Source organism: Microcystis sp. M061S2, from assembly GCF_020245605.1.
Lineage (GTDB): Bacteria > Cyanobacteriota > Cyanobacteriia > Cyanobacteriales > Microcystaceae > Microcystis.
This window is the reverse complement of sequence record NZ_JADBUP010000032.1, coordinates 78014-100383: the sequence shown is the minus strand read 5'-3', so window position 1 is coordinate 100383 and position 22370 is coordinate 78014. Positions and strand designations below refer to the sequence as shown.

Below are 22370 nucleotides of genomic sequence, written 5' to 3'. Positions count from 1 at the left end.
ATCAATTTTTATTCCCACCGCTAAACCTCGATTACTTAGCCGATTGAAGTAACAAAATTCCCCCGGCAGTTAATCCTAAAATGTTGGGCAACCAAGCGGCCATCAACGGGGTTAAAACTCCGCCAATGCCTAAGGAACTGGTGACAAAAGATAGGAGATAATAGGAGAAAATTAGAACAATACAAATACCGAAACTGGTGGCTTTATTAGAATTTTGGGGACGCAATCCCAAGGCTGCCCCAATCATCCCAAAAACTAAACAAACAAAGGGTAAAGATATTTTCTGCTCGATTTGAACCTGCAATTTTCTAATTTTAGTGGGATTGCCGCTTAATTGCAGTATTTCTAGGTATTCCCGCGCTTGTCTCAGGGTCATTTCCGAACCATCTCGCGCCCGAAAAGCTAAATCTAAAGGGGTACGCGGTAGGGCTAATTGTTGATGTTGAAAGCGGACAATATTACGATAGGAACCATTAGGATCAATTAGATAAATTGTACCGTTATAAAAATCCCAGATATTTTTTTCAATATTCCAAGAAGCTGATTCTGAGGTAATAATTTGATTAACTTCCTGCTGGCTGCGATCGAGAATGGTTAAACCTAGCATCTCTTGACCGTTAAATCTTTCGGCATAAAATAACCTTCTTAATACCGTTTGCGGTTCCCCTCCATCCGGCCGCCGCACTTTGCCGTATTCAGGATAAATAATATTATCTTCAATAAAAGATTTGCGATTTGGTCGTAGGGCTTTGGTCATGGTAGCATTAGCTTCATAACTGGCAGCTGGAGCCACATAATCGTTAAAAACGTAGGTTAATCCCGTCACTATTAAACTTAGCACAATGGCCGGAATTATTAGGCGATAAACACTAATTCCAATACTTTTCAAAGCAATTAATTCGCTATCACTGGCTAAACGACTGTAGGCCATTAAAGCCGCTAAAAGTATCGACATGGGAAAGGCTAAAACGATAAACTCTGGCATTTTTAATAAGAGAATTTTTAAGGCCAAAGCAAAAGGTAAACCCGATTCAGTAATCCGTCGCACTAAATCAAATAAAGTACCGATCGCCACTCCCAAAGAAGTGAATAAACCCATACCAAATAAAAAGGGCAATAATAACTCGACAAAAATATAGCGGTCTAAGATGCTAAATCCGGGTATTCTACTTAAATTTCCTTGCCAATTGCCAACTTTCATGATATAATGGAGCGATTTTTATTAATAACAATTATCGGAAAAAATTATCACCCAAATAATACTGACGCACCAGAGGATTATTATAAAGTTCTTCGCCACTTCCCGCCGCTAAAATCTGCCCTTCGCGCATAATATAAGCCCGATTAGTGATAGCCAAAGTTTCTCGCACATTGTGATCGGTAATTAAAATTCCCATCTGACGCTCCCTTAAACTAGCGATCATCGCTTGAATCTCGGACACGGCGATCGGATCCACCCCGGCGAAAGGTTCATCTAATAATAAAAATCTCGGTCCGTTGACTCCCACCGCTAAAGCGCGAGCTAATTCTGTCCTCCTTCTTTCTCCTCCGGAAACGTAGGCTCCTTTAGTGCGAACAATCTTATCGAGGCGAAATTCTTTTAATAAATCATAGAGACGATTTGCCCGTTGGGAAAAGGGAACCCCCGACTGTTCTAGGGCTAACTGAATATTTTCTGATACAGTTAAATAACGAAAAATACTGGCCTGCTGCGTCAGATAGCCAATACCCAGACGCGCCCTTTGATTAAGGGGTAATTTGGTAATTTCTTTTTGATCGAGCCAAACGCGCCCTTGATTCGGTTTAATTAATCCCGTGGCGATATAAAAAGTTGTGGTTTTTCCCGCACCATTTGGTCCCAATAACCCGACAATTTCCCCCGGGGCAACCGTAATACTCACCCGGTTAACCACGAGCCTTTTACCGTAGGATTTATGGATATTTTCTAATACTAAAGTCATCTTTATCCGGTGTTGGGTGTTGGGGAATTATGAATTATGAATTATGAAGTGGCCAGTGGCAAGTGGGAATTAGGAAGTGGGAAGTGGGAAGCGGGAAGCGGGAAGAATAACTAAAAATAATCTCCTGATTCCTGATTCCTGACTCCTGACTCCTAATCACTGCGGGTTAATAATTGGAGCAGCGGGGAGGGAAGGGGAAGGTATGGGCGCGGGTGTCGGAGAAGCAGCCGGTTGGGGAGATGTTTCGTTATCTTTGACTAAATAAATTGACTCCACCTGCTGACTGGTTTGGGGAGTAGCGATAAATCTGCCCTCATCGACAAGATAAGTCATCGTTTCGGCGCGGATACTGTTGCCTTCCTGCAAAACGTAAACGTTACCCGTCATCACTAAACGACGTTCGCGGCTAAAATACTGAGCTTGGGCGGAAGTGGCCTGCATTTTGCGAGCGGGATAGAACACTTGTACGTTACCCCGAGCAGTAATTACCCCCGTTTTTGAGTTCGCCTCCTGAATATCCGATCGCACTGTCATGGCATTACCTGGTACAATGTTCTGCTGTGCTTTGACTAGGGGAGAATTGCCCAATCCCATGATTAAGCCAGCAGAAACGAGGGAAACTAGCCATCCTCTGATTTTTGTGTGTCTTGCTCTCATAGAAATGTCACCTATAAATAGAGTATTTTATCCCCCCTTTATCCCCCCTTTATCCCCCCTTTATCCCCCCTTAATAAGGGGGGTGCTGACAATTTTAACACCCACCTACTTAGAGGTAATTGTATTGACTAACTAATCTGGCTGTTTAGACAAGGGGATGACTTTTGAGAATTTTCGGCAGAGAACAGATAGATCGATCGAGGTGGGGATGAGGATGTTCCTGATTGCTTTTCATCGCTTCTAGCACTGCCGGTAAAGCTTGGGGATCGAGATTCTGTAAAAAGTTTAATAGATCCAAACTCTCCCCCACCAAGTGCGTCACGTTGATCCCCTCGTAATCGGGTTGATAGTGTTGTAAACGTCTAACCCCTTCTCCCAAAAGAATTACCGCCCCGCGCCAGTTATTATTTTCTAGATGGTAACAAGCGACAGCAATCTGTAAAATGCCTTGATAAAAGGTTTTTTCAGGCTCTGCGGACTCCATCCACAAAGCCTCTAGGGTATCATGACAAGCATAGAATTGCTGGCGATTAAATTCGTCGATTCCTTGGCCAAAAGCGGTAGCTGTCATTACCCTAAACTAATGCCCCTTCATCGATTCGCGGACTTCTTGGATATAGTCGAGGGAAATTATCTGTTCTTCCCCAGCAAACTCGTTATCGGGGGTAATAAATAGCATACAGTGACATTCTTTCCGTTCCCGCATCGGTACACAGGGACAATTCCAGAAAGTATTTTTTACCTCCGCTTCTTTGTCCTCGTAGTGACGACAGGGACATAAAGGAGCGCCTAATTCGTCCTTATGACGCGCTAATCCCTCAATTACTACGGCTGTCACCGAGAGATCGCTACAGAAGTAAGTATTTGTACGTCTAGCGTACTGTTCGGCAAAATTCTTCATCGCCTCAAGACTCTTATCCGTGTCCGTGATCTGGCTCATAGTTATCTGATCCCCTTAGCTTTCTAAAAAAAAACTTTTTACTATCCTATCTCGATCCGCTTCCCCTTGGCTGAGGGGAATTTTTAGAATCTCTTTTGATTTTGCGACCGATCCCCTTGTTAATCTAATACGATAAAAAGACTCTCTTTGGCCAAAAGCTCGACTTTTTGGCCAGCAAACGGGAATTATGGAGGCAAAGTTCCTCAAAACCTATCCTTGATTCCTGCAATCCCTGTCCCCTATCACTACCAGAACATGATTTTATCTTTCTTAGAGACAAATAAAATTTCTGACGATAACACGCCTTGGTGGCTGAAAATTACCTCCCTTTATCCCCACTGTATCTACTATTTTGGTCCCTTTGCCTCCTTTGAGGAAGCACAAGAGCATCAGGGGGGTTATCTCCAAGATCTAGAGTCCGAAGGAGCGCAAGGAATCAGTCTTTCGATCGAGCGGAGTAATCCCCATTATTTGACCGTTTTTGACGATGGAAATCAGCATCTAGCTAAAACTTTTACTTCCCATGCTCGAACCTTTTCTCGCTTTATTTCTTAAGTCTCCCTGTCCTCTTTGTCAACGGCAGAGCGAGCGAGAGCTTTGCCGTGATTGCGGGCGACAATTACAGGCCTATCGTCAGAATAACCCGCTTTTTCTCTGGCGTGGTTCTATTCCCCTGTTTATCTGGGGACGCTATGAAGGTAAATTAAAACAGGCGATCGCCAAAATGAAATACGATCGCCATCCCGCTCTCGGCTCTTTGCTAGGCAGTTGCCTGGGGGAAACTTGGCTGCTTCGTCCTCCCCTCACCGATAAACGTTTGACGGTGATTCCTATCCCTCTCCACCCAGAAAGATTAAAGGAAAGGGGTTTTAATCAAGCAGAAGTTATTGGCGAAGGTTTTTGTCGTTTAACCGGTTATCATCTGGCTAGTCGCGGATTAATTCGGATTAAGAACACGGCAGCTTTATTTAGTCTGGCAGCCGAGGCGAGAAAAAAGACGATGCAAGCGGCTTTTCAACTGGGGAAAAATTTACCGAAATCAGTGCCGATTCTCTTAATCGATGATATTTATACCACGGGAACCACGATCGAGGAAGCTGTGCAGGTTTTACGAACAGAGGGATATCGGGTAGTCGGTGCGATCGCTCTTGCCAGTTCCAAAATTAGCTAAAATGCCCAGACGGAATCGGTCTAGGCATTTAGGGTTAAATTAAATTAAGTGCGTTTGATCTTGTCGTATTGACTGATGAAAATCAAACCGATAGTGGCAGGGATCAGGACGATAACCGCACCTAAAACAAGGCTCCAGAGAAAGTTAGCTAAAGAGGGTGTCATGATAGATAAATCCTTTGTCATATTTTCAAAGACTTAGTTTTTTATCTTATCACCTTGGGCGAGAAGACCCCCAGTTCCACAGTCAGATAAATGCGATCGCAAGTTTTATATGTATCTAAGCACAATTAATTACACATCTAAGCCACTACTCCGTCAGACTTCTGCGGTGATGAGCAAACAGAGAACTGAAAACTCAGCTCTCTTATTCTTTGTGTGATAAGTTTAACTTATATAGTAGCGATCGGTCTTTGTGTCCTCTGTGTCTCTGTGGTTCATTCCACTCACTTGCTCGTAAGACTGTATCTTAGAATACATTTTACCCACCAAACTTAAGAGAGCCAAAACTCAAATCCGATCCCTAATAGCTGTATCCCGTCTCCTGTCTCCTGTCTCCTGTCTCCTGTCTCGACTAGGAAATTAATTTTGCACGACTACTTATGTCTTCAATCCCTCAAAATAAAATCTCCCTTGACTTCTCAAGGAGATAGGGATGTTTGACAATAGGTGATAGTTACAAAAGTTCACACTAGATTGGCAAAGATTGTTATGGCTACTGACGATCGCAAACGGCGCATTCTCGATCATCTCTCCAGAAGTACCAGTGGTGCTGACTATATTCCCAAAAAACCGCTGCCAATTGTGGAAACTCCTCCGGTGGCAGCGGAACCCGTGGCAGCGCCGCCGCCAGTAACTCCTTCACCGGAATTAACTGCTAAAGAGCGCAAAAGAAAGATAATGTCCCATCTTTCCATGAGTAGCGAAGATTTTGGCGAAATTACTAGCACTACCCCCCAAGAAAAGCGTAAACGCCAAATTAACGACCATCTGCGCCAAAGCCAAGGATAAATAGTAAGGAGTGAGAATTTGCAACTAGGCATCTTCTAGACTGTTCTCGCTCCCTCATTTTCTGCTGTCGATGGGGATAATGACAGTTGTTGCAAATCAGTTCCTCGCTCTGGCAACAAGGGAATGTTAAAGTTAGTGATGAGCGCTTCGGTGATCGGATGACGTAATTTTTCTGTGGAACCCACATGATAAAAATGCTGTTTAGTATAGATATAAAACTTATCAGCACTCCAATTTTTTTTAATTAAAGGATTGCTTCTAAAATGATTACTGTGCCAAGTGGACAAAATAAACCGACAAGAAATATCCTTTAAAATAGTCACCAAACAATCTTCATCCTCTTCAGACCAAGAGTTAAAATAATCGACGTGTCTCCCTAAATAAGGAGGATCGAGATAGATCAAGTCTGTTTTTTGCCAATCAGATAAAGTCTCTCGAAAGTCAGCAACTTGAAAATTATAATCAGTTTTAATAAGAATATTTTCTAGGGCAATAACTTGATTGACTATTTTGGTAATATATGCTTGAGAAAATCGTTCTGATTTATGACAGTAAGGTACGTTAAACTGTCCCTTACGATTGAATCTCATCACGCCATTAAAACAGGAGCGATTGAGAAATAAAAAATCTAGAGAATTAGGAGCTTGATTAAATCTTTCTCGTACTTGATAATAATAACTTTCTCCCTGCTCCTTAAGAACTTGACCATTTTCTTGCAAAAAAAGCTTCACAGTTTTACTGGTAATAACTTGATTTTTTAGATTATTATAAAACTGGATAATATGAGTATTTGTGTCCGCAAGTAAAGCCTTTTTGGGATTAATATTAAAAGCCACCACCCCTGATCCAGCAAAGGGTTCTATCCAACGCCCAAAGCTCAGATCAGACACAATATTTTTAACATCTTTTACCAATTTAGTTTTAATTCCTTGACACTTAATCGGTGGTACAAGTGGCGTTAACTTCACTAAACACTCTCCTCATCAACAGTAATCTCTATCCACAGCCAACTTAGCTCCTGTTGGCTCGTGAATAAGGGTCAAATCAGGGTAAAAATTTTGTTGAGATACTAACTCTATCTTTAATTGGTTACATCTAGCAAAATTATCAAATATGGGAAAAAGAAGCAATTCTAGGATTTTGGAGATGATTTTCGTATCAATAGATATAGTATATACTTCTAGGCAGTTTAAATTCAGTACAGCTTATCCCAGAAACCATGAGACCTTGTTAGAACAAATGAACTAAAAAAATCTCTCGTCACCATTCTTGTCAGAATTATGAGAATTACGTTACATTTAGTTAAGATTTAATTGGCTGCGGGGATTAATATCGAAAAAATAACGTAAAATCCTTGACAAAAACAGCTAAATGAGTTAAGCAAAAATCTTTATCCTAGAACCACTAAACAAACATGAAACTATCCTGGAAAACGATTTTACTGTGGACATTGCCCGCCCTCGTGGTCGGTTTTTTCCTCTGGCAAGGCACTTTTGCCACCGCCACCAGTAATATCGGCAATAACACCGCCACTACCCGGATGACCTACGGACGCTTTCTAGAATACCTAGACAGTGGTAGGGTTGTCAGTGTCGATCTCTACGAAGGGGGCAGAACTGCGATCGTACAGGCCCTAGATCCAGAACTAGAAAACCGAGTACAACGCCTACGGGTCGATTTACCGGCCAATTCCCCGGATTTGATCGCCCGTTTACGCGATTCTAAAATTAGTTTCGATGCTCACCCGATGCGGAATGACGGTGCTTGGTGGGGATTCCTCGGTAATCTACTTTTCCCCTTTTTGCTGATTGCCGCTCTCTTTTTCCTGTTCCGCCGTTCTAATAATATCCCAGGCGGTCCGGGTCAAGCGATGAGTTTTGGTAAATCAAAAGCCCGTTTCCAGATGGAAGCGAAAACTGGCATCACCTTTGATGATGTGGCGGGAATTGACGAAGCGAAGGAAGAATTACAGGAAGTCGTCACTTTCCTCAAACAACCGGAGAAATTTACCGCCGTCGGTGCCAAAATCCCCAAAGGAGTCCTTTTAGTTGGTCCTCCGGGTACGGGTAAAACCCTGTTAGCCAAAGCGATCGCCGGTGAAGCGGGTGTACCTTTCTTCAGCATTTCCGGTTCGGAATTTGTGGAAATGTTTGTCGGTGTCGGTGCTTCTCGCGTGCGCGATTTGTTCAAAAAGGCCAAGGAAAATGCTCCCTGTTTAATATTTATCGATGAAATTGACGCGGTAGGTCGTCAACGGGGTGCCGGTATCGGTGGCGGTAACGATGAACGGGAACAAACCCTGAACCAATTATTGACAGAAATGGACGGTTTCGAGGGGAATACGGGAATTATCATCATTGCCGCCACTAACCGCCCCGATGTTCTCGATTCCGCTCTCATGCGTCCGGGCCGTTTTGATCGGCAAGTAACCGTGGATGCACCCGATTTTAAAGGTCGTTTAGAGATTTTAGACGTTCACGCCCGCAATAAAAAGCTGGCCAACGACGTTTCCATCGAAGCGATCGCCCGTCGCACTCCGGGGTTCAGTGGAGCAGATTTAGCCAATTTACTGAACGAAGCGGCAATTTTAACCGCCCGTCGTCGTAAAGATGCCATTACCCTCCTGGAGATAGATGACGCGGTAGATCGCGTTATCGCCGGTATGGAAGGCACTCCTTTAGTCGATAGCAAGAGCAAGCGCTTAATCGCTTACCATGAAGTGGGCCATGCGATCGTGGGTACGCTCTTAAAAGATCACGATCCCGTCCAGAAAGTGACTCTGATTCCCCGGGGACAGGCCCAGGGTTTAACTTGGTTCACTCCCAACGAAGAACAGGGTTTAACCACGAAAGCGCAGTTAATGGCCCGGATTTCCGGTGCTTTAGGTGGTCGGGCAGCCGAGGAAGAAATCTTCGGCTATGATGAGGTGACTACCGGTGCCGGTGGCGATTTACAGCAAGTTTCTGATATGGCCCGCCAGATGGTGACTCGTTTCGGGATGAGCGATTTAGGTCCTTTGTCCCTAGAAAGTCAAGGGGGTGAAGTGTTCCTCGGTGGCGGTTTGATGACTCGTTCCGAGTATTCTGAGAAGGTCGCTACTCGCATCGATGATCAGGTGCGATCAATCGTGGAACACTGCCATGAAATTTCTCGGCAAATTGTCCGCGATCATCGCGAAGTGATCGATCGAGTGGTGGATCTGCTGATCGAAAAAGAAACGATCAATGGGGAAGAATTCCGGCAAATTGTGGCTGAATACGCCTACGTTCCCGAAAAAGAACAGTTTGTACCACAGTTATAGGTTGATTTCAATCCATAGGCGATCGGGTGGGTTAAAGCTCACCCGATTTTTTTATCCTAGGAATTTAGTTATCATCATCGTCATCGTCATCGTCTTTTTTATCCCGTTGATTATCACCGTCTTTTTGCTGCTTTTCCCCGTCTTTATCGCTATCTTCGTCTTTTTGGGGGGATTCCACCGCAGGAGAGCCATTTTTCGGTTCTTCGGCTTCTTTTCCTCCCTGACAAGCGCCTAAAAACGTAGTCAAAGTTAACATAATCAGCAACAATAAAGATTTGATTTTCATAGTCTTTCTCCCCACTCGATCGATAAATATAACGATTTTAAGACTTTTGGGCGGTGGATAGCTTGGCCAATGCCAAGAAAGTGCATTCCCAGACTAAACGGGGTTGAACGTAGGCTAACAGCTGCCGGCGGGTTTTTTCCAAGATTTCTAAAATCGATCGCTCTCGTCGTCGTTGCCAATCCTCATACTGAAGATAACTCACATACCATAATTGGGTTTCCGTGTCAAGAGTTTGGGCGATAATTTTGGCTAATTCCAGTGCTTGGGAAAGTTTTAGGGGAAATTTGCTCAAAGATCGCGGTAAATCTTGGGGGAGACTGTCGAGAAACTCTAAAGCTGCGATCGCTTCTCCGGGGCTACCTTGGGCTAAACCGAGAATTGCCGGATAATTGAGAACGCGAGCTTGTCCGTTAGAGCGGAGGACTTGAGCGAGATTTTCTTCCGAAAGACGCTGAAAAGGTATATGTTGACAGCGAGAAACGAGAGTCGGTAGTAAAGAGGAGGGACTAGGAGCAATTAGGATTAAAGTGGCTTTTCCAGGTTCCTCAAGCGTTTTTAAGAGGGCATTTGCCGCCGATTCCGTCATGGTGTCTGCTTCCTCGATCACCACCACAGAGCGGGACGATTCCAAGGGAGGACGACTTAAAAAGTTAGTAATCTCGCGAATTTGTTCGATGCGGATTTGCGGGGGAGCTTTACGCTTGAGATTGCTTTCCTGTGCTTCTTTTGCGGTGAGCAGTTTGCCTTGGTGTTGATAAGTGGGTTCAATCCAGAGTAAATCGGGATGATTGCCCCCTAAAAAGCGTTTCAGGATTAATTCCCTTGTTTCCGGCGATCGATCTCTAGTTAACAAGTCTTGACAGAAACATTTTGCTGCTAGATTGCGTCCAATCCCCTTAGCGCCGGCGAATAAGTAAGCGGGAGCGATCGAATTGACTTCAAGCGCTCTTTGTAGTAGTTCAATGGCCTGATTTTGACCGATTAACCTTGACCAATTTATCATCTTTTCCCTGCCATGGCTCGCTATTGCTGTTCCTATTTTGTCGGGATTTCTCCTCATCAGACCGGGTTTTTATACGATGATATATTAAGTTTGGGTGAATTTGAAATCATCAAGCGCCGGACCGATGTCTTGCTTTTATCGGAAGTTCCTAACGATGCTTTCTTTCCCCAGTTAGTGAAAGTGGAATTGTTTATTCATCCTCCCACTAGCTCGGAACTTCAGATCGATTTATTGGTAAAAAATCATGAATTGCCCCTGAGAACTAATAATCGTTGTCGGCGATTTTTTGAATCTATTCACCAGATTATTACCAACAATTATCAAGGTCAATCCCTGACCAGAATTACCGCTTAACCCGATTTGTTCCTGTCTCCGTCAACTGACAAAGACAGGGACAAAATGCCATCTTGGCTCTCTTGGGTAACGAACCACAAAGACACAGAGGACACAGAGATTGATCGCTCCTGTATCAGTTAAACTTATCGCACAAAGAATAAGAGAGCCGCTCTTTTTGGTGCTTGATAGATTGATCGAGAAAAAATCGGTAATTGCTTTAGTTTTTGCCTTCCTGCGTCGATTTGAGCGGAGGAAATTGACGACGTAAAAGCAAGGAATTACTCACTACCATAACCGAACTAAAAGCCATCAAAGCTGCTGCTAGGGCCGGACTGAAAGCTAGACCCCAACGGGGCAGTAATAAACCACCAGCAATGGGAATAGCAAAGGTATTATAACCCAAAGCCCAAAAAAGATTTTGTCGGATTTTTTGCCATGTGGCCAGACTTAAATGCAGAGATTGCACCACATCCTCCAGGCGATCGCTAATTAAAACGATCCCAGCCGTTTCCATGGCCACTTCCGTGCCACCGGCCAGAGCAATACCGATGTTAGCCTGTCCTAGTGCAGGAGCGTCATTGATACCATCCCCGACCATAGCCACGATTTTGCCCTCTTTTGTCTGTAGGTCGGCAATTAAGGCCGATTTTTCGGTGGGGGCAACTTCGGCATAAAATTGACTAATACCCAAACTATTAGCGATCGCTGTCACCACTTCTTGGCGATCACCACTGAGTAAAATCACCTCTAAACCGAGTTTTTGCAACTGATTAACGGTTGTTTGAGCATCGGGACGCAATCGGTCTTGAAAAGCGATCGCGCCGAGTAATTGTTCTTCCATCCCCAGATAAATCACCGTTTTACCCGCTTGTAAAAGCTCTTGAATCCCCCAGATAGTTTCATCGATTTTAATGCCGTTCTGTGCCAACCATTGCCGATTTCCTAGAACAATTTTCGACCCCTGCACCCTTGCCGAAACTCCCAATCCGGCCACAGTTTGAAAATCTTCCCCCGTCAGGTTAGTAGGGGGAGTAACCGCGTCTAAAATCGCCTGAGCGAGAGGATGATTAGTACCACTCTCCACTACTGCCGCTAATTGTTGAATTTCCAGGGAATTAAGGATAGAAAAACTCAAACAATCGGTAATTTCCGGATGACCTTGGCTAAGGGTTCCCGTTTTGTCAAAAACCACCGTTTGCAGTTGCGAGACGGTTTCCAAAACATCGCCCCCTTTAATTAAAATACCCCGTTCGGCTGCTAAACTGGTTCCCACCAGTAGGGCCGTCGGTGTGGCTAAACCGAGAGCGCAGGGACAAGCGACCACAAGCACAGAAATCGCTAATTTTAGGGACAAAAGTAGGGGAGAAGTGGGTTGAATCATCTCGTGGTGTCCTGTGGTTGATCCTAACACCTCTGGAAAGAGCCTAGTTCCCCAAAAATACCAAAAGAGCAGCACAATTAGGGCAATTATCATCACTCCGTAGGCAAAATAACCCGCTACCCGGTCCGCTATCTTCTGCACCGGGGCCTTGCGAGTTTGGGCTGATTCCACAGCTGCGATAATCTTAGCTAGGGTGGTATCGGTCCCCACCTGACGAGTTTGCACCGCAATCGCACCGGAGAGATTGAAACTGCCAGCAATGACTAGATCTCCCATTTCCTTGACCACCGGCAGCGATTCCCCCGTTAATAAAGCTTCATCTACCGTGGTTCTTCCCTGAATAATCTCCCCATCCACGGGAATTTTTTCCCCGGGTAAGACGCGCACCCATTCCCCGACGCGCAGCTGTTCCACGGGAATGGCCACGCCCACACGGTCATCTGTACTACCAATTAGGTGAGCCACTGCCGGTTGTAGGGAGGTAAGCGCTTCTAAGTCTGCGGCTGCACGATGACGGGAATGCGCTTCTAGAGTCCGTCCGAGGAGAATAAAACCTAACAGCATGACCGGTTCATCAAAAAAGCACTCTAGACCGAGATTAGGGAAGATAAGAGCCAAACAACTGGCTATATAGGCGCTACCTGTGCCTAAACTAACGAGAGTGTTCATATTTGGCATTCCGTGCCGTAATCCCCGCCAACCATCGATGAAAATATCGCGGCCGGGGAATAAAATGGCTAGGGTGGCTAAAGTCCAGTGAAAAGCAATACTTTGAAAGATGGGGATTTCTGGTCCCCCGATGTGGTGTAAGTGACCAATCAGGGAAAAAACCAGTAAACAACAAGCGATCGCTAATCGGTATAATTGTTGTTGCCGTTCTTTTTGTTGGTTTTGCAGCCGTTGATTTTGTTGAGAAAGGGGAGTCGATGAGCTGCGCGGTTGGGTGGGGAATCCAATCGCGGTTAATTTTGCAGCTAATTGCTCTGGTGCGATCGCATCCGGTTGGTATTCAATCACGGCAATTTCCGTGATTAGATTAACTTGGGCCGATTTTACCCCTTGATTTTGGCTGAGTTGTCTTTCTACGGCACTAACACAGCCGGCGCATTTCATGCCTTTTACGTCTAGAGTAGCGGTTTTTAGTCCAGTTTCGGCGGCTAGGATCATAGAAAAAGTAGGCAAGGATGGTCTTTACTTCTATCCTAGAAATTATCGACGGATTTTTAAACTATTTTGGCGATCTCTTTCCGATTCATTCTCGATCGGTAATAGTTAGACTACAATACTGTCAACTTAGTCAAAAGATTACAAAGGTGGTAATGATATGCGGCGTTATCTCAGAGAAGCATGGGAGGATATATCAAAGGGTGAAAACCTTGAACTATACGCAACCATTACTACTTCGTTAGTAATTACCATACTAAACTTGTTGGGTATTAAGGAGGTGGAGTCTAAATTAAGTGCGATAGTTTTAGCACTTCTAGGCTTTATAGCAGGCTCTCTACTATCAAATCGAAAAGCAACAAACAATGTTCAATCATCTACCAACGACTTAAAAGCAGAAATTATCAATTTCAGAAAAGCAATTAACAGCGGAAACCTTAAAATAGCTAACCAAGATATTCTTTATGCAGAGCTTATTGACTGGATTAAGCAAAATCAAACTCATCCTAAAAAGATAACTTTCATTCAACATTCAGGTTTTGTACTTATAGACACCCTTCATCGTCTCATGCCCTTTGAAACTGAGATTACTCTTTATCAACAGTGCGCTGAAATGTGGGATAAGGATAAGCTTAATTTGGGTGGAGATACAAAGGATAGGATTTCAAAAGTTCCAGGGGAATTGCATTTGAGAGAAGGTAACAACCAAAATGATCCTAATAGTTGCTATAAGGCTCATCTCTACATAAAACGCTTTTATTCCCCTGCATCTGTTAGGGCTGTCTTGGTTGATAGCGATGTATTAATTATAAGTTGGTACGTTTATTCTCAACGCGAAGGAAAAACAAACATAAAAGGCTCAGAATATCCCGGATTAATGGTTTTCAAAGGAACGACTGAATTTAATATCTTGAAGTTTATGCTGGAAACAATCTGTAAAGATCTTGACAAAGAATGTTTAGATCAACCTGAAGATTATCAAGGATCTCAGTTAATTCATATACACGAAGCTAAACCCCATTCACAGAGACAACCGTAGCTTTAGGGTGCGTTAATGAAATGTAACGCACCTTATCTAATGTTCAAAATTCGTGCGTTACGCTGACGCTAACACACCCTACTGGACTGACACAGCTAAAATAGGGCAATAGATAGGCTCAAATGAGGACATCAATCATGGGAAGATGTAGGCGAGATAAAGTTTATCTGACAGTCGCACAACGAGAAAACTTTGAACAAATCAGTGGGGAAGGGTTCATCACAGAGTACGCTAATCGGCATAACACGCTTATCGTAATATTATACGGAAAACTTCTTGCGATCGCTCCATTTGAGCGTAATATACGGAAAGGTTCTTAAAAAAATGTGTATTTAGCGTGATATACGGAGAGTTTCCGCATAATTCTTAGTTAGGGCAAATGGTTCGACAACACTTTACAAAAGGAGAAAAAAATGTCAGTAACAGGACTTCAAAACGTAACGAACGAAACGGCAACCACTGGTACGTTTAAGAACAGCGAGCATGGCGGAAACAACAGGGACCTACCGGCGTTTCCGGTAGTCAACGTTGGCAACGCTTGGATCCCATGGGCTGACAACGGCGATCAATTGAAGACCCATCATTTTGAAATTGAAACTGGTAAAGGAACGAAGTTTGTCTTTCAGAGTGGCAACAGCATTTGGTCTGCCGATTCTGCGGATCAGAAGGGCTTCGACTCGAGGATCTCGCTCTTTTCGAAGGTTGGCGTTTCCGTCAATTTGACAATAGACTCGGATGGGACTCTTACCATAGCAGAGGTTTAGTGTTGCCGCCATGGCTTGGCAATGATCAGTCGTGCTGCCGGCGGCAACTGCCACTTGTCCATGTTGGCTCGCAGACTCGACAGTGCGATCGCCGATCTTGTAGGGTGCGTTAATGAAATGTAACGCACCTTATCTAATGTTCAAAATTCGTGCGTTACGCTAACTGGACTGTTTCAGCTGTAGGGTGCGTTTCCTAATGCAGGATTTTTGGGAACGCACCATGCACATTAATTGAAACTGTGAGGTTAGGTGCGGTGCCGCTCTTGTGGGACCAGTTGAGGAATGTTAGGGAAGATTGCGAATGTTGAGGTTAAGATAGAGGGGCAAAAGTTGCCACAGGGTCGCTTCAATGACAGTTCGACAACCCCGCTACAGCAAAGAAGAATTTGCCCGACGTGGACACGAAGTCTACGAGTCTCAGGTACGCTCCCAAATCGAGGAAGGGAATCATGGGAAGATTGTAGCAATAGACATCGAAACAGGGGCTTTTGAAGTGGCTGACGACAGCCTAACAGCTGCTAAACAACTGTTAATACGTTTTCCTGATGCACAAATATTTGGTATTCGCATTGGACATCGTGCCGTCCATCGTTTTGGCTTTCGTTCCCCCAGTGTGTCGCCATGATGATGGGGAGCGTCAATTCGCGCCGAGAAGCAATTATTCAATTCGTAGTGCTAGGCGAAAATCACCAGAGGCAAGCGATTAAAGCAGTTATTGACACTGGTTACACTGGATTTCTCACGTTGCCTTCTGCTATCATTACAACACTAGGATTAACGTGGTATATGCAAGAAGAGGGAATCTTGGGCGATGGAAGCCTCTGTATGTTTAACGTATTTGAGGCAACTGTAATCTGGGATGGTCAGATCAAATCTATTGAAATCAATGAGTCAGAGACAGATCCATTAGTTGGTATGGGTTTACTTGATGGCTATGAGTTGAATATTCAGGGTTTTGCTGGGGGATTAGTGACAATTAAACCTTTGTCATAGTGCGATCACAATCGCCGTAGGGTGCGTTCCCTAATGCAAGTCCTACTGTTCCACCAATAGATTTTTGGGAACGCACCATGCACATTGATTGAAACTGTCAGTCTAAGTGGGATGCCGAAGGCACTGCCTAGCAGTACACTGATCTGGTCGCGTAAGGGGCGGGCTATAATGAACGGTGAACCTGATTGGTCAGAAAAAATTGACCAATATTTGTCTGGTGAAACCATTGACCATTAAGTGGATTCTAAGGAGCTAAGGGAATGACCTGGACGGCAAACCAACAAGCGAAAATTATCCGTACAGAGCGAGGACTGACGATCGCTGGCACGCGCATCACCCTCTATGATGTGATCGATCTCCTAAAAGCTGATTATCCTCCTAAACTGATTCGTGACACATTTAACCTCACGAACGCGCAAATTGACGCAGCTTTGTCCTACATTGAGGCAAACCAAGCTCAGGTCGAGGTTGAATATCAAGAGGTTCTTCAGAATAGGGAAGAAATTCGCCAGTACTGGGAAGATCGTAACCGTGAACGCTTTGCTCGAATTGCAGCAATGCCACATAAACCGGGACAAGAAGCGTTTTGGGCAAAGCTTGAGGAGCAGAGAGCCAGACGTGCCGCACAAAAACAATGACTTTCTTAGTTGACTACAACCTCGACGGTTATGCGCTGATTTTTCTTGGTATATTGGCAAAACGTGGTTGGCTTGAGTTTCAGTCTGTCCAATTTGTCACCTTTAGAGAGGTTGGATTGTCGATGGAAAGTAGCGATCGCGTAGTCTGGCGCTATGCTCAAGAACAGGAGATGATGATTCTTACTGCTAACCGAAATATGAAGGGTGATGATTCCCTTGAGCAGGTTATGCGAGAAGAGAACACAGAGAAATCATTTCCAGTGTTGACGATTGGAAATCTCGATCGTTTGAGTGAAGCTGAGTATAGAGAGCGCTGCGCTGAACGACTGATCGAAATTGCTGTAGATCTTGATAATTACAAGGGGGTTGGTCGGTTATTCATTCCATGATATTGTCGGCTACGCTTGAAAATTAAGGCGATTTGAAACTGTGAGGTTAGGTGCGATGCCGAAGGCACGGGGTAGCAGTACACTGATCTGGGCGGGCTATAATGAACATAGATAGACAGTCCTCAGCAGTTAGAAAATAATGCCTCAAGCACTCGAAGCCGTATTTGATGGGACAGCCCTTCAACTGGAAGAACCCTTAAACCTAGCCGCAGGCACGAGGGTGACAATTATCATTGAAAGTGTTTTACCCAATGAAGTAAAACCACCTAAAACGTTTCTGGAAACTGCTCAGTCTTTAAAATTACAGGGTGAACCTGATTGGTCAGAAAAAATTGACCAATATTTGTCTGGTGAAACCATTGACCATAATGACTGAAGTTTTTTTAGATACATCTTTTGCGATCGCGTTATCTTCCGTCACCGATCGAAATCATCTACGGGCTGTTCAGCTTGCTAATCAAATTGAGACTAACAAAACCCGTCTAGTAACAACTCAGGCGATCTTGCTAGAAATAGGTAATGCACTTTCTAAGCAAAGATACAGAGCGGCGGCAATCCAACTTTTAGAATCCCTCGAAACCGATCCCAGCGTTAAAGTCGTTTTATTAACCAATAGCCTATATAGGTTAGCATTCAATTTGTTTAAGCAACGAGAAGACAAAGAATGGGGGTTGGTGGACTGTATGTCATTCATCGTGATGCAGGATCGAGGAATCACTGACGCACTGACTGCCGATACCCATTTTCAACAAGCGGGGTTTAGAGCATTGTTAAAGGACTAATCACTTTACACGCTGATGAAAACTAGGTCTAATGAACCCGCTGCCAATAGACATCGACCTAATATTATCTCAAGACCAAAAGTCTTTCTAGTTAAGGAATCTACCCGAATAAAAATTATTTTAATTGCCTCATATTTTTTCAGTGAAATTGAATTAGCAACGATAGATATACATTCCATCTCTCGAACTATTTAGTTAGTACATAAACTAAAGGCAAGCTGTGACTGGGTTATAATTTTTGGAGATGTCTAATAGATTTTTGGGAACGCACCATGCACATTGATTGAAGCTGTCAGTCTAAGTGCGATGCCGAAGGGACTGCGTAGCAGTACACTGATCTGGTAGTGCGATTGCAGAGCCTCTGGGGTGCGTTAATGAAATGTAAAGCATCTTTTTCCGTGGCATGATCAGTTCGACAACCGACAATCTGCCTTCCGTGCCAACGAACAACTCTGAAATACAAAACCAAGCAAGAAGCGTCTTGGATGCAATTGCGTTTACTCCCTTTGAGCAATGCCAACCCTTGAGCCTGGATTTTAGCAACATTCCTGATTGTCCTGGCATTTACGCAGTCAGGCATAGATCTCAGGGATTGCTTTACATTGGTAAAACCAAAAGTTTACGGGGTCGTTTTAAAGGTCGTTAGACCGCTTCAATTTTAGGGTAATAGTTGCTAAGGTCTGCTAACTTCACCGTTAAACCCACATAGGGAGAGGTTTTTGAGCGCTAAAAAATTCTTTCCTCTCCATAAAGACGATAAAATCTCTATTTTGGAAGCATAAAAAGGCTTAAGGCAGATTTAAAGGCACATTTAAGCTATATAAATCGAATATTTACACTTTTTTTAGCTAATCAAGCCATTAATGGCTTGATTTATTGGCATCTAACCCAACTGAGACAGTATAATTTTTTCTGTGATGTATTGAAATTGTTTCTTATTTCATATAAAATACAATTTCAGAGAAAATACCTAGCAATCTCCCATAAATAAACAAAGGAGCCGATGACATCGTGATCCATGAGCCTAGATCCCAAAAACCGAAAACCCTCTTACCTTTTATTTCTCTAGCTACGGCTGCCGTCGTCACAACGGGAATCGGACTAGCTTCTAGTCCCCTATCGGCATCGAGTAATCTGCTGGCAAGTCCGGATAAACAGCAAGCTAAACAACAAACCGTGGAAATCACCCTAGTTTCCTACGCGGTGACTCAATCGGCCTACTCAAAAATTATTCCTCTATTCGTCAACAAATGGAAAAGAGAGAAAAAACAGGATGTGGTGATTAAACAGAGTTATGGCGGCTCTGGTTCCCAAACCCGCGCTGTTATCGACGGATTAGATGCAGATGTGGTAAATTTGGCTATCGGTTCCGACGTGGAACGCTTGCAAAAAGCGGGTTTAGTTAACCCCGGTTGGCAGAAAGAACTCCCCAATAACGCCATCGCCACTCGTTCCGTGGTAGCTTTAGTTACTCGTCAGGGCAATCCCAAAGGAATCCGCAACTGGCCAGATCTAGCCAAATCGGGGATTAAAGTCATTACTGCCAACCCGAAAACCTCTGGGGTGGCCCGGTGGAATTTTCTGGCCCTGTGGGGATCGGTAACTCGGAATGGAGGCAACGAACAACAAGCGACCAATTTCGTCCGCAATGTCTATAAAAACGTGCCTGTACTACCCAAAGATGCCCGGGAAGCCAGCGATGTCTTCTTTAAACAGGATCAGGGGGATGTGCTGCTTAACTACGAAAACGAAGTGATTCTGGCCCGTCAAAAAGGAGAAACCGGTTTTTCCTATACTATTCCTCCGGTCAATGTTTCGATCGATCCACCCGTGGCCGTAGTGGATAAAATAGTTGATAAACGCAAAACCCGGGAAGTAGCGACAGCTTTTGCCCAATTTCTCTTTACTCCGGAAGCGCAGCGGGAATTCGCCAAGGTGGGTTTCCGTCCCGTTAATGCTACTGTGGCTAAAGAGTTTAGTAAACAATATCCAAAAGTGTCGAATCTGTTCCCCTATACGGCGATCGGTAGCTGGGATGCGATCCAGAAAAAATTCTTCGCTGATGGGGCGATTTTTGACCAAATTCAGCGTTAATTAGTAGTAGGCCGTCAGCTAAGTAAGTGGTTCTGATTGATTGATCCCCCCTTAATCCCCCCTTAATAAGGGGGGTGCCGATCTCCCCTTAATCCCCCCTTAATAAGGGGGGTATCTGACAATTTTCAACAGCTACTTACTTAGATAGCTGATGGCAAAAAAAACAAAGATGATAGTTAGTAACTAAAAAAAAGATGTATCTACTGGACAAAATCAAAAACGGAACCTTGGTATTGATCGGTTACTTATTATCGCCCCTGTGTTGGTGGAATGATCTAATTTTTAATCTGCCGATCGCCTACGGTTTCGGTCGTTTAATTGCTTGCTTACACGCCGATTTTTTTCTACCAGCGGCCATGGTTGGTTATTGGTTATCTAATCTTGTGGGAATTCTGCTAATGCAATTCGGAACGAAAGAATTAATCGGTGGAGAGAAAGAAGAACGCAATTGGCAAAAAGAATTAAGAAATGGATTACTTTCCTCGACAGTTTACACTTTAGTTATTCTGGGCCTAATTCATTTTCAGGTATTAGAAATGCCCCTGTTATCCTCGATCGCCACTTTTTCCCCGTGATTCCCAAAACCTACTTAAACAATAGCTTATTTTTCTTAGCCATCTTGTTAACATCGCTAAGTTTTACGGATTTAGCGATCGCTATTGACAGGCATCCCCAGGGATTTGCTTGGGAAAAATCGCTGCTGCTATCTATTCATCAAACTGCTAATTTAAACCTAAACTTTTTGGCCATAAAACTAACGGGATTAGGTACTTATTGGGGAGTGGCTCCGATACTAACAATTTTACTGCTGATTTTTGCCCTAAAAAAATACTGGTATGGGTTCGCTTATCTCCTTGTAAGTATGGCGGGAGGTTGGGCAATTAGTTATAATCTCAAGATTCTTTTTCATCGAAACCGCCCGCAATTTTGGCAGTTATTTTATCCCTTACCCGATGATTTTGCCTTCCCTAGCGGTCATGCTTTATTTAGTTCCCTATTAGTGGTTTCTTTACTGATCCTATCTTGGAGAAAGCGCTGGTTTTTAGGGGTAGTTTTACTGGGGATTCCCTTCCTCTTAGTTATTGCTTGGACCCGTCTTTATTTAGGAGTTCACTTTCCTAGCGATATCCTTGCCTCTTGGCTTTTAGCGATCGCTTGGTCCCTCCTAGTTCATCTCTGGTGGCAACAGTTATTAGAGACACCCAAGGCGATCAACACCCAAGAGGAAACTAATAATTAGTTGACCGACTTGCTGCCCCAAAAAAATATCACGTTATACCTAAATTTTTGGAGAAAGCTAATCAAAGCCCTATATTAATTATCGTTTGATATTCGTCGCTGACACTGAATCATGAAATCAAAACTGCGCCAAGGGAAGGGTCTATCCCTGGGACGGTTTCAAAGCCGTCCCCTTGCTTTTCTCACTTTAGTTCTTCTGTGCATTTTAACCTTTACCTTAGCACCGTCATCGCCCCTGATGGCCACGTCTAAATCTGAGACTAAGATAGACTTTGTATCGCCGGCGTGGGTAGCACAAAATCTCAACGATCCGAAGTTAAAAATTCTCGATGTGCGGATTAATCCTTTAGAATATATCACCGGTCATTTACCGAAAGCGGTGAATATAGCCGACAATAATTTTCGTGGTCCAAACGGATTTTTACCGGTTCAATATTGGCAAGAGGATAAAATTGGCAGTCTCTTTGCCGCCGCAGGAATCACTAATGGCGATCGAGTGGTAGTATATTCCGATGGTCGCGATGTCTTGGGGGCAACCATGGTCGCCTATTTACTAGAGCGATCGGGTTTCCGAGATGTGGCCGTCTTAGATGGGGGTTTTAAGGGTTATAAGGGTTCTGAACAAAAGGTAACTAAAGAATTCCCTAAATATCAACCCGGGAGCTTTACTGTCCGTGATAATCCCTCGATTCGGGTGACTTTGGCAGAAGTAGAGAAATTGATCGGCAAACCCGATGTGGTTTTTATCGATCCTAGACCGGAAGAACTTTTTCAGGGGAAACAGGATATCTGGCTGAGAAATGGTCATATTCCGGGGGCGAAAAATATACCCTGGCCGACCTTTACGGAAGCGAATAATCCCGATGAATCTCTGAAAAATCCCCATAAATTGAAATCTTTAGACGAAATCAGGAAGATTCTTGCCCAACGCAACATCAAGCCCTCGGATAATATTATTGTCAGTTGCAGTACGGGACGGGAAGCGACTTTACAGTATGTTGTTCTCAAACATCTGCTCGGTTATCCCAAGGTGCGAATTTACGAGGGTTCTTGGACAGAGTACAGTACCACGGATCTGCCCGTCGCTACCGGGCCAGAAAAAGCGGTCTGAAGTCAAGTTTATCGGTTTATACTCGTTGTGTTTAACCATCTTGCCCAAGATGGTTTTTTTGTTAGGGTAGGTTCCCGACGACGACTAAGTTAGACGGACGCAAAAAAACCT

The 22370-nt window shown here is 44.0% G+C and carries 29 protein-coding genes; 18 read left to right on the top strand and 11 right to left on the bottom strand.

Features of this window, described 5'->3' with window-relative positions; genetic code table 11:
- Window positions 1–31: 31 nt before the first annotated feature.
- From IM475_RS06860 to IM475_RS06840, 5 genes are all read right to left on the bottom strand, one after another.
- Window positions 32–1201, bottom strand: a complete 1170-nt coding sequence (locus IM475_RS06860) for an LptF/LptG family permease (RefSeq protein ID WP_287727095.1) — start codon at window positions 1199–1201, stop codon at window positions 32–34.
- 31 nt (window positions 1202–1232) lie between these two features.
- Window positions 1233–1961, bottom strand: coding sequence for an LPS export ABC transporter ATP-binding protein (gene lptB / locus IM475_RS06855; protein WP_287727094.1), 729 nt, complete (start codon window positions 1959–1961; stop codon window positions 1233–1235).
- A 156-nt stretch (window positions 1962–2117) separates the two neighbouring features.
- A complete protein-coding gene (locus IM475_RS06850; protein ID WP_287727093.1) occupies window positions 2118–2618 on the bottom strand; it encodes an LptA/OstA family protein in 501 nt (166 codons plus the stop codon).
- Window positions 2619–2763: 145 nt separating this feature from the next.
- Window positions 2764–3189: a DUF309 domain-containing protein gene (locus IM475_RS06845; RefSeq protein ID WP_287727092.1), complete on the bottom strand. Its 426-nt coding sequence runs from the start codon at window positions 3187–3189 to the stop codon at window positions 2764–2766.
- A 9-nt stretch (window positions 3190–3198) separates the two neighbouring features.
- Complete coding sequence (locus tag IM475_RS06840) at window positions 3199–3558, bottom strand: ferredoxin thioredoxin reductase catalytic beta subunit (RefSeq protein WP_002760795.1); 360 nt, start codon at window positions 3556–3558, stop codon at window positions 3199–3201.
- A 255-nt stretch (window positions 3559–3813) separates the two neighbouring features.
- On the opposite strand from IM475_RS06840, the gene IM475_RS06835 reads away from it, so the two are divergent.
- Window positions 3814–4113 (top strand): DUF1816 domain-containing protein, encoded by a 300-nt coding sequence (locus tag IM475_RS06835; protein WP_287727091.1) that lies wholly within the window; start codon window positions 3814–3816, stop codon window positions 4111–4113.
- Window positions 4082–4729: a ComF family protein gene (locus IM475_RS06830; RefSeq protein WP_287727090.1), complete on the top strand. Its 648-nt coding sequence runs from the start codon at window positions 4082–4084 to the stop codon at window positions 4727–4729. Before IM475_RS06835 ends, IM475_RS06830 begins: the two co-directional genes overlap by 32 nt.
- A gap of 44 nt (window positions 4730–4773) precedes the next feature.
- Here IM475_RS06830 and psbX read toward each other — a convergent pair whose 3' ends face one another.
- Window positions 4774–4893: a photosystem II reaction center X protein gene (psbX, locus tag IM475_RS06825; RefSeq protein WP_002733679.1), complete on the bottom strand. Its 120-nt coding sequence runs from the start codon at window positions 4891–4893 to the stop codon at window positions 4774–4776.
- Between the two features lie 546 nt (window positions 4894–5439).
- On the opposite strand from psbX, the gene IM475_RS06820 reads away from it, so the two are divergent.
- On the top strand, window positions 5440–5739 hold the full coding sequence (locus IM475_RS06820; protein ID WP_287727089.1) for a hypothetical protein: 300 nt from the start codon (window positions 5440–5442) through the stop codon (window positions 5737–5739).
- A 35-nt stretch (window positions 5740–5774) separates the two neighbouring features.
- Here the strand turns inward: IM475_RS06820 and IM475_RS06815 are convergent, their stop codons facing one another.
- Together IM475_RS06815 and IM475_RS06810 are read right to left on the bottom strand one after the other, a co-directional pair.
- Entirely contained in the window at window positions 5775–6707 is a 933-nt protein-coding gene (locus IM475_RS06815; protein WP_287727088.1) for a DNA adenine methylase, read from the bottom strand.
- A 15-nt stretch (window positions 6708–6722) separates the two neighbouring features.
- Window positions 6723–6869 carry a type II restriction endonuclease gene (locus IM475_RS06810; RefSeq protein ID WP_287727087.1) on the bottom strand — a complete coding sequence of 49 codons (147 nt, stop codon included), beginning with the start codon at window positions 6867–6869 and terminating at the stop codon, window positions 6723–6725.
- Between the two features lie 284 nt (window positions 6870–7153).
- On the opposite strand from IM475_RS06810, the gene ftsH2 reads away from it, so the two are divergent.
- The gene (gene ftsH2, locus IM475_RS06805; protein WP_287168432.1) at window positions 7154–9040 is read left to right on the top strand and encodes an ATP-dependent zinc metalloprotease FtsH2; all 1887 of its coding nucleotides are present in this window, start codon (window positions 7154–7156) and stop codon (window positions 9038–9040) included.
- A gap of 64 nt (window positions 9041–9104) precedes the next feature.
- Here ftsH2 and IM475_RS06800 read toward each other — a convergent pair whose 3' ends face one another.
- Both IM475_RS06800 and holB read right to left on the bottom strand, forming a co-directional pair.
- On the bottom strand, window positions 9105–9326 hold the full coding sequence (locus IM475_RS06800) for a neurohypophysial hormones like protein (protein WP_287727086.1): 222 nt from the start codon (window positions 9324–9326) through the stop codon (window positions 9105–9107).
- A gap of 37 nt (window positions 9327–9363) precedes the next feature.
- Window positions 9364–10329 (bottom strand): DNA polymerase III subunit delta', encoded by a 966-nt coding sequence (gene holB, locus IM475_RS06795; protein WP_287727085.1) that lies wholly within the window; start codon window positions 10327–10329, stop codon window positions 9364–9366.
- A gap of 12 nt (window positions 10330–10341) precedes the next feature.
- On the opposite strand from holB, the gene IM475_RS06790 reads away from it, so the two are divergent.
- The gene (locus tag IM475_RS06790) at window positions 10342–10683 is read left to right on the top strand and encodes a hypothetical protein (RefSeq protein ID WP_002734498.1); all 342 of its coding nucleotides are present in this window, start codon (window positions 10342–10344) and stop codon (window positions 10681–10683) included.
- 199 nt (window positions 10684–10882) lie between these two features.
- On the opposite strand, the gene IM475_RS06785 is transcribed toward IM475_RS06790, so the two are convergent.
- On the bottom strand, window positions 10883–13213 hold the full coding sequence (locus tag IM475_RS06785; protein WP_287727084.1) for a heavy metal translocating P-type ATPase: 2331 nt from the start codon (window positions 13211–13213) through the stop codon (window positions 10883–10885).
- A 157-nt stretch (window positions 13214–13370) separates the two neighbouring features.
- On the opposite strand from IM475_RS06785, the gene IM475_RS06780 reads away from it, so the two are divergent.
- The 13 genes from IM475_RS06780 (at window position 13371) to IM475_RS06725 (ending at window position 22259) form a co-directional block, all read left to right on the top strand.
- The gene (locus IM475_RS06780) at window positions 13371–14249 is read left to right on the top strand and encodes a hypothetical protein (protein ID WP_287727083.1); all 879 of its coding nucleotides are present in this window, start codon (window positions 13371–13373) and stop codon (window positions 14247–14249) included.
- A gap of 413 nt (window positions 14250–14662) precedes the next feature.
- Window positions 14663–15013 carry a hypothetical protein gene (locus IM475_RS06775; RefSeq protein ID WP_287727082.1) on the top strand — a complete coding sequence of 117 codons (351 nt, stop codon included), beginning with the start codon at window positions 14663–14665 and terminating at the stop codon, window positions 15011–15013.
- A gap of 349 nt (window positions 15014–15362) precedes the next feature.
- Complete coding sequence (locus IM475_RS06770; protein ID WP_002733756.1) at window positions 15363–15638, top strand: hypothetical protein; 276 nt, start codon at window positions 15363–15365, stop codon at window positions 15636–15638.
- Entirely contained in the window at window positions 15635–16006 is a 372-nt protein-coding gene (locus tag IM475_RS06765; RefSeq protein WP_002793820.1) for a hypothetical protein, read from the top strand. Before IM475_RS06770 ends, IM475_RS06765 begins: the two co-directional genes overlap by 4 nt.
- A gap of 260 nt (window positions 16007–16266) precedes the next feature.
- Entirely contained in the window at window positions 16267–16644 is a 378-nt protein-coding gene (locus IM475_RS06760) for a DUF433 domain-containing protein (protein WP_002734748.1), read from the top strand.
- A complete protein-coding gene (locus IM475_RS06755; protein WP_193958987.1) occupies window positions 16641–17033 on the top strand; it encodes a DUF5615 family PIN-like protein in 393 nt (130 codons plus the stop codon). Before IM475_RS06760 ends, IM475_RS06755 begins: the two co-directional genes overlap by 4 nt.
- A gap of 139 nt (window positions 17034–17172) precedes the next feature.
- Window positions 17173–17409, top strand: a complete 237-nt coding sequence (locus IM475_RS06750) for an antitoxin family protein (RefSeq protein ID WP_002793822.1) — start codon at window positions 17173–17175, stop codon at window positions 17407–17409.
- On the top strand, window positions 17402–17815 hold the full coding sequence (locus IM475_RS06745) for a type II toxin-antitoxin system VapC family toxin (RefSeq protein ID WP_287727081.1): 414 nt from the start codon (window positions 17402–17404) through the stop codon (window positions 17813–17815). Before IM475_RS06750 ends, IM475_RS06745 begins: the two co-directional genes overlap by 8 nt.
- A gap of 403 nt (window positions 17816–18218) precedes the next feature.
- On the top strand, window positions 18219–18461 hold the full coding sequence (locus IM475_RS22945) for a GIY-YIG nuclease family protein (protein ID WP_353737441.1): 243 nt from the start codon (window positions 18219–18221) through the stop codon (window positions 18459–18461).
- A gap of 365 nt (window positions 18462–18826) precedes the next feature.
- Window positions 18827–19909, top strand: a complete 1083-nt coding sequence (locus IM475_RS06740; RefSeq protein WP_287727080.1) for a sulfate ABC transporter substrate-binding protein — start codon at window positions 18827–18829, stop codon at window positions 19907–19909.
- Window positions 19910–20103: 194 nt separating this feature from the next.
- Window positions 20104–20484: a DUF7980 family protein gene (locus IM475_RS06735; protein WP_002795947.1), complete on the top strand. Its 381-nt coding sequence runs from the start codon at window positions 20104–20106 to the stop codon at window positions 20482–20484.
- A complete protein-coding gene (locus tag IM475_RS06730) occupies window positions 20481–21149 on the top strand; it encodes a phosphatase PAP2 family protein (protein ID WP_287727079.1) in 669 nt (222 codons plus the stop codon). The genes IM475_RS06735 and IM475_RS06730 overlap by 4 nt, the downstream gene beginning before the upstream one ends.
- 111 nt (window positions 21150–21260) lie before the next feature.
- Window positions 21261–22259 (top strand): sulfurtransferase, encoded by a 999-nt coding sequence (locus IM475_RS06725; protein WP_287727078.1) that lies wholly within the window; start codon window positions 21261–21263, stop codon window positions 22257–22259.
- Window positions 22260–22370: the final 111 nt, after the last annotated feature.

What these genes read in the sequence shown, in the direction of transcription:
- IM475_RS06860 (WP_287727095.1), bottom strand. Translation starts at nt 1,201, where the DNA reads ATGAAAGTTGGCAATTGGCAAGGAAATTTAAGTAGAATACCCGGATTT.
- lptB (WP_287727094.1), bottom strand. Translation starts at nt 1,961, where the DNA reads ATGACTTTAGTATTAGAAAATATCCATAAATCCTACGGTAAAAGGCTC.
- IM475_RS06850 (WP_287727093.1), bottom strand. Translation starts at nt 2,618, where the DNA reads ATGAGAGCAAGACACACAAAAATCAGAGGATGGCTAGTTTCCCTCGTT.
- IM475_RS06845 (WP_287727092.1), bottom strand. Translation starts at nt 3,189, where the DNA reads ATGACAGCTACCGCTTTTGGCCAAGGAATCGACGAATTTAATCGCCAG.
- IM475_RS06840 (WP_002760795.1), bottom strand. Translation starts at nt 3,558, where the DNA reads ATGAGCCAGATCACGGACACGGATAAGAGTCTTGAGGCGATGAAGAAT.
- IM475_RS06835 (WP_287727091.1), top strand. Translation starts at nt 3,814, where the DNA reads ATGATTTTATCTTTCTTAGAGACAAATAAAATTTCTGACGATAACACG.
- IM475_RS06830 (WP_287727090.1), top strand. Translation starts at nt 4,082, where the DNA reads ATGCTCGAACCTTTTCTCGCTTTATTTCTTAAGTCTCCCTGTCCTCTT.
- psbX (WP_002733679.1), bottom strand. Translation starts at nt 4,893, where the DNA reads ATGACACCCTCTTTAGCTAACTTTCTCTGGAGCCTTGTTTTAGGTGCG.
- IM475_RS06820 (WP_287727089.1), top strand. Translation starts at nt 5,440, where the DNA reads ATGGCTACTGACGATCGCAAACGGCGCATTCTCGATCATCTCTCCAGA.
- ftsH2 (WP_287168432.1), top strand. Translation starts at nt 7,154, where the DNA reads ATGAAACTATCCTGGAAAACGATTTTACTGTGGACATTGCCCGCCCTC.
- IM475_RS06800 (WP_287727086.1), bottom strand. Translation starts at nt 9,326, where the DNA reads ATGAAAATCAAATCTTTATTGTTGCTGATTATGTTAACTTTGACTACG.
- holB (WP_287727085.1), bottom strand. Translation starts at nt 10,329, where the DNA reads ATGATAAATTGGTCAAGGTTAATCGGTCAAAATCAGGCCATTGAACTA.
- IM475_RS06790 (WP_002734498.1), top strand. Translation starts at nt 10,342, where the DNA reads ATGGCTCGCTATTGCTGTTCCTATTTTGTCGGGATTTCTCCTCATCAG.
- IM475_RS06785 (WP_287727084.1), bottom strand. Translation starts at nt 13,213, where the DNA reads ATGATCCTAGCCGCCGAAACTGGACTAAAAACCGCTACTCTAGACGTA.
- IM475_RS06780 (WP_287727083.1), top strand. Translation starts at nt 13,371, where the DNA reads ATGCGGCGTTATCTCAGAGAAGCATGGGAGGATATATCAAAGGGTGAA.
- IM475_RS06775 (WP_287727082.1), top strand. Translation starts at nt 14,663, where the DNA reads ATGTCAGTAACAGGACTTCAAAACGTAACGAACGAAACGGCAACCACT.
- IM475_RS06770 (WP_002733756.1), top strand. Translation starts at nt 15,363, where the DNA reads ATGACAGTTCGACAACCCCGCTACAGCAAAGAAGAATTTGCCCGACGT.
- IM475_RS06765 (WP_002793820.1), top strand. Translation starts at nt 15,635, where the DNA reads ATGATGATGGGGAGCGTCAATTCGCGCCGAGAAGCAATTATTCAATTC.
- IM475_RS06760 (WP_002734748.1), top strand. Translation starts at nt 16,267, where the DNA reads ATGACCTGGACGGCAAACCAACAAGCGAAAATTATCCGTACAGAGCGA.
- IM475_RS06755 (WP_193958987.1), top strand. Translation starts at nt 16,641, where the DNA reads ATGACTTTCTTAGTTGACTACAACCTCGACGGTTATGCGCTGATTTTT.
- IM475_RS06750 (WP_002793822.1), top strand. Translation starts at nt 17,173, where the DNA reads ATGCCTCAAGCACTCGAAGCCGTATTTGATGGGACAGCCCTTCAACTG.
- IM475_RS06745 (WP_287727081.1), top strand. Translation starts at nt 17,402, where the DNA reads ATGACTGAAGTTTTTTTAGATACATCTTTTGCGATCGCGTTATCTTCC.
- IM475_RS22945 (WP_353737441.1), top strand. Translation starts at nt 18,219, where the DNA reads ATGATCAGTTCGACAACCGACAATCTGCCTTCCGTGCCAACGAACAAC.
- IM475_RS06735 (WP_002795947.1), top strand. Translation starts at nt 20,104, where the DNA reads ATGTATCTACTGGACAAAATCAAAAACGGAACCTTGGTATTGATCGGT.
- IM475_RS06725 (WP_287727078.1), top strand. Translation starts at nt 21,261, where the DNA reads ATGAAATCAAAACTGCGCCAAGGGAAGGGTCTATCCCTGGGACGGTTT.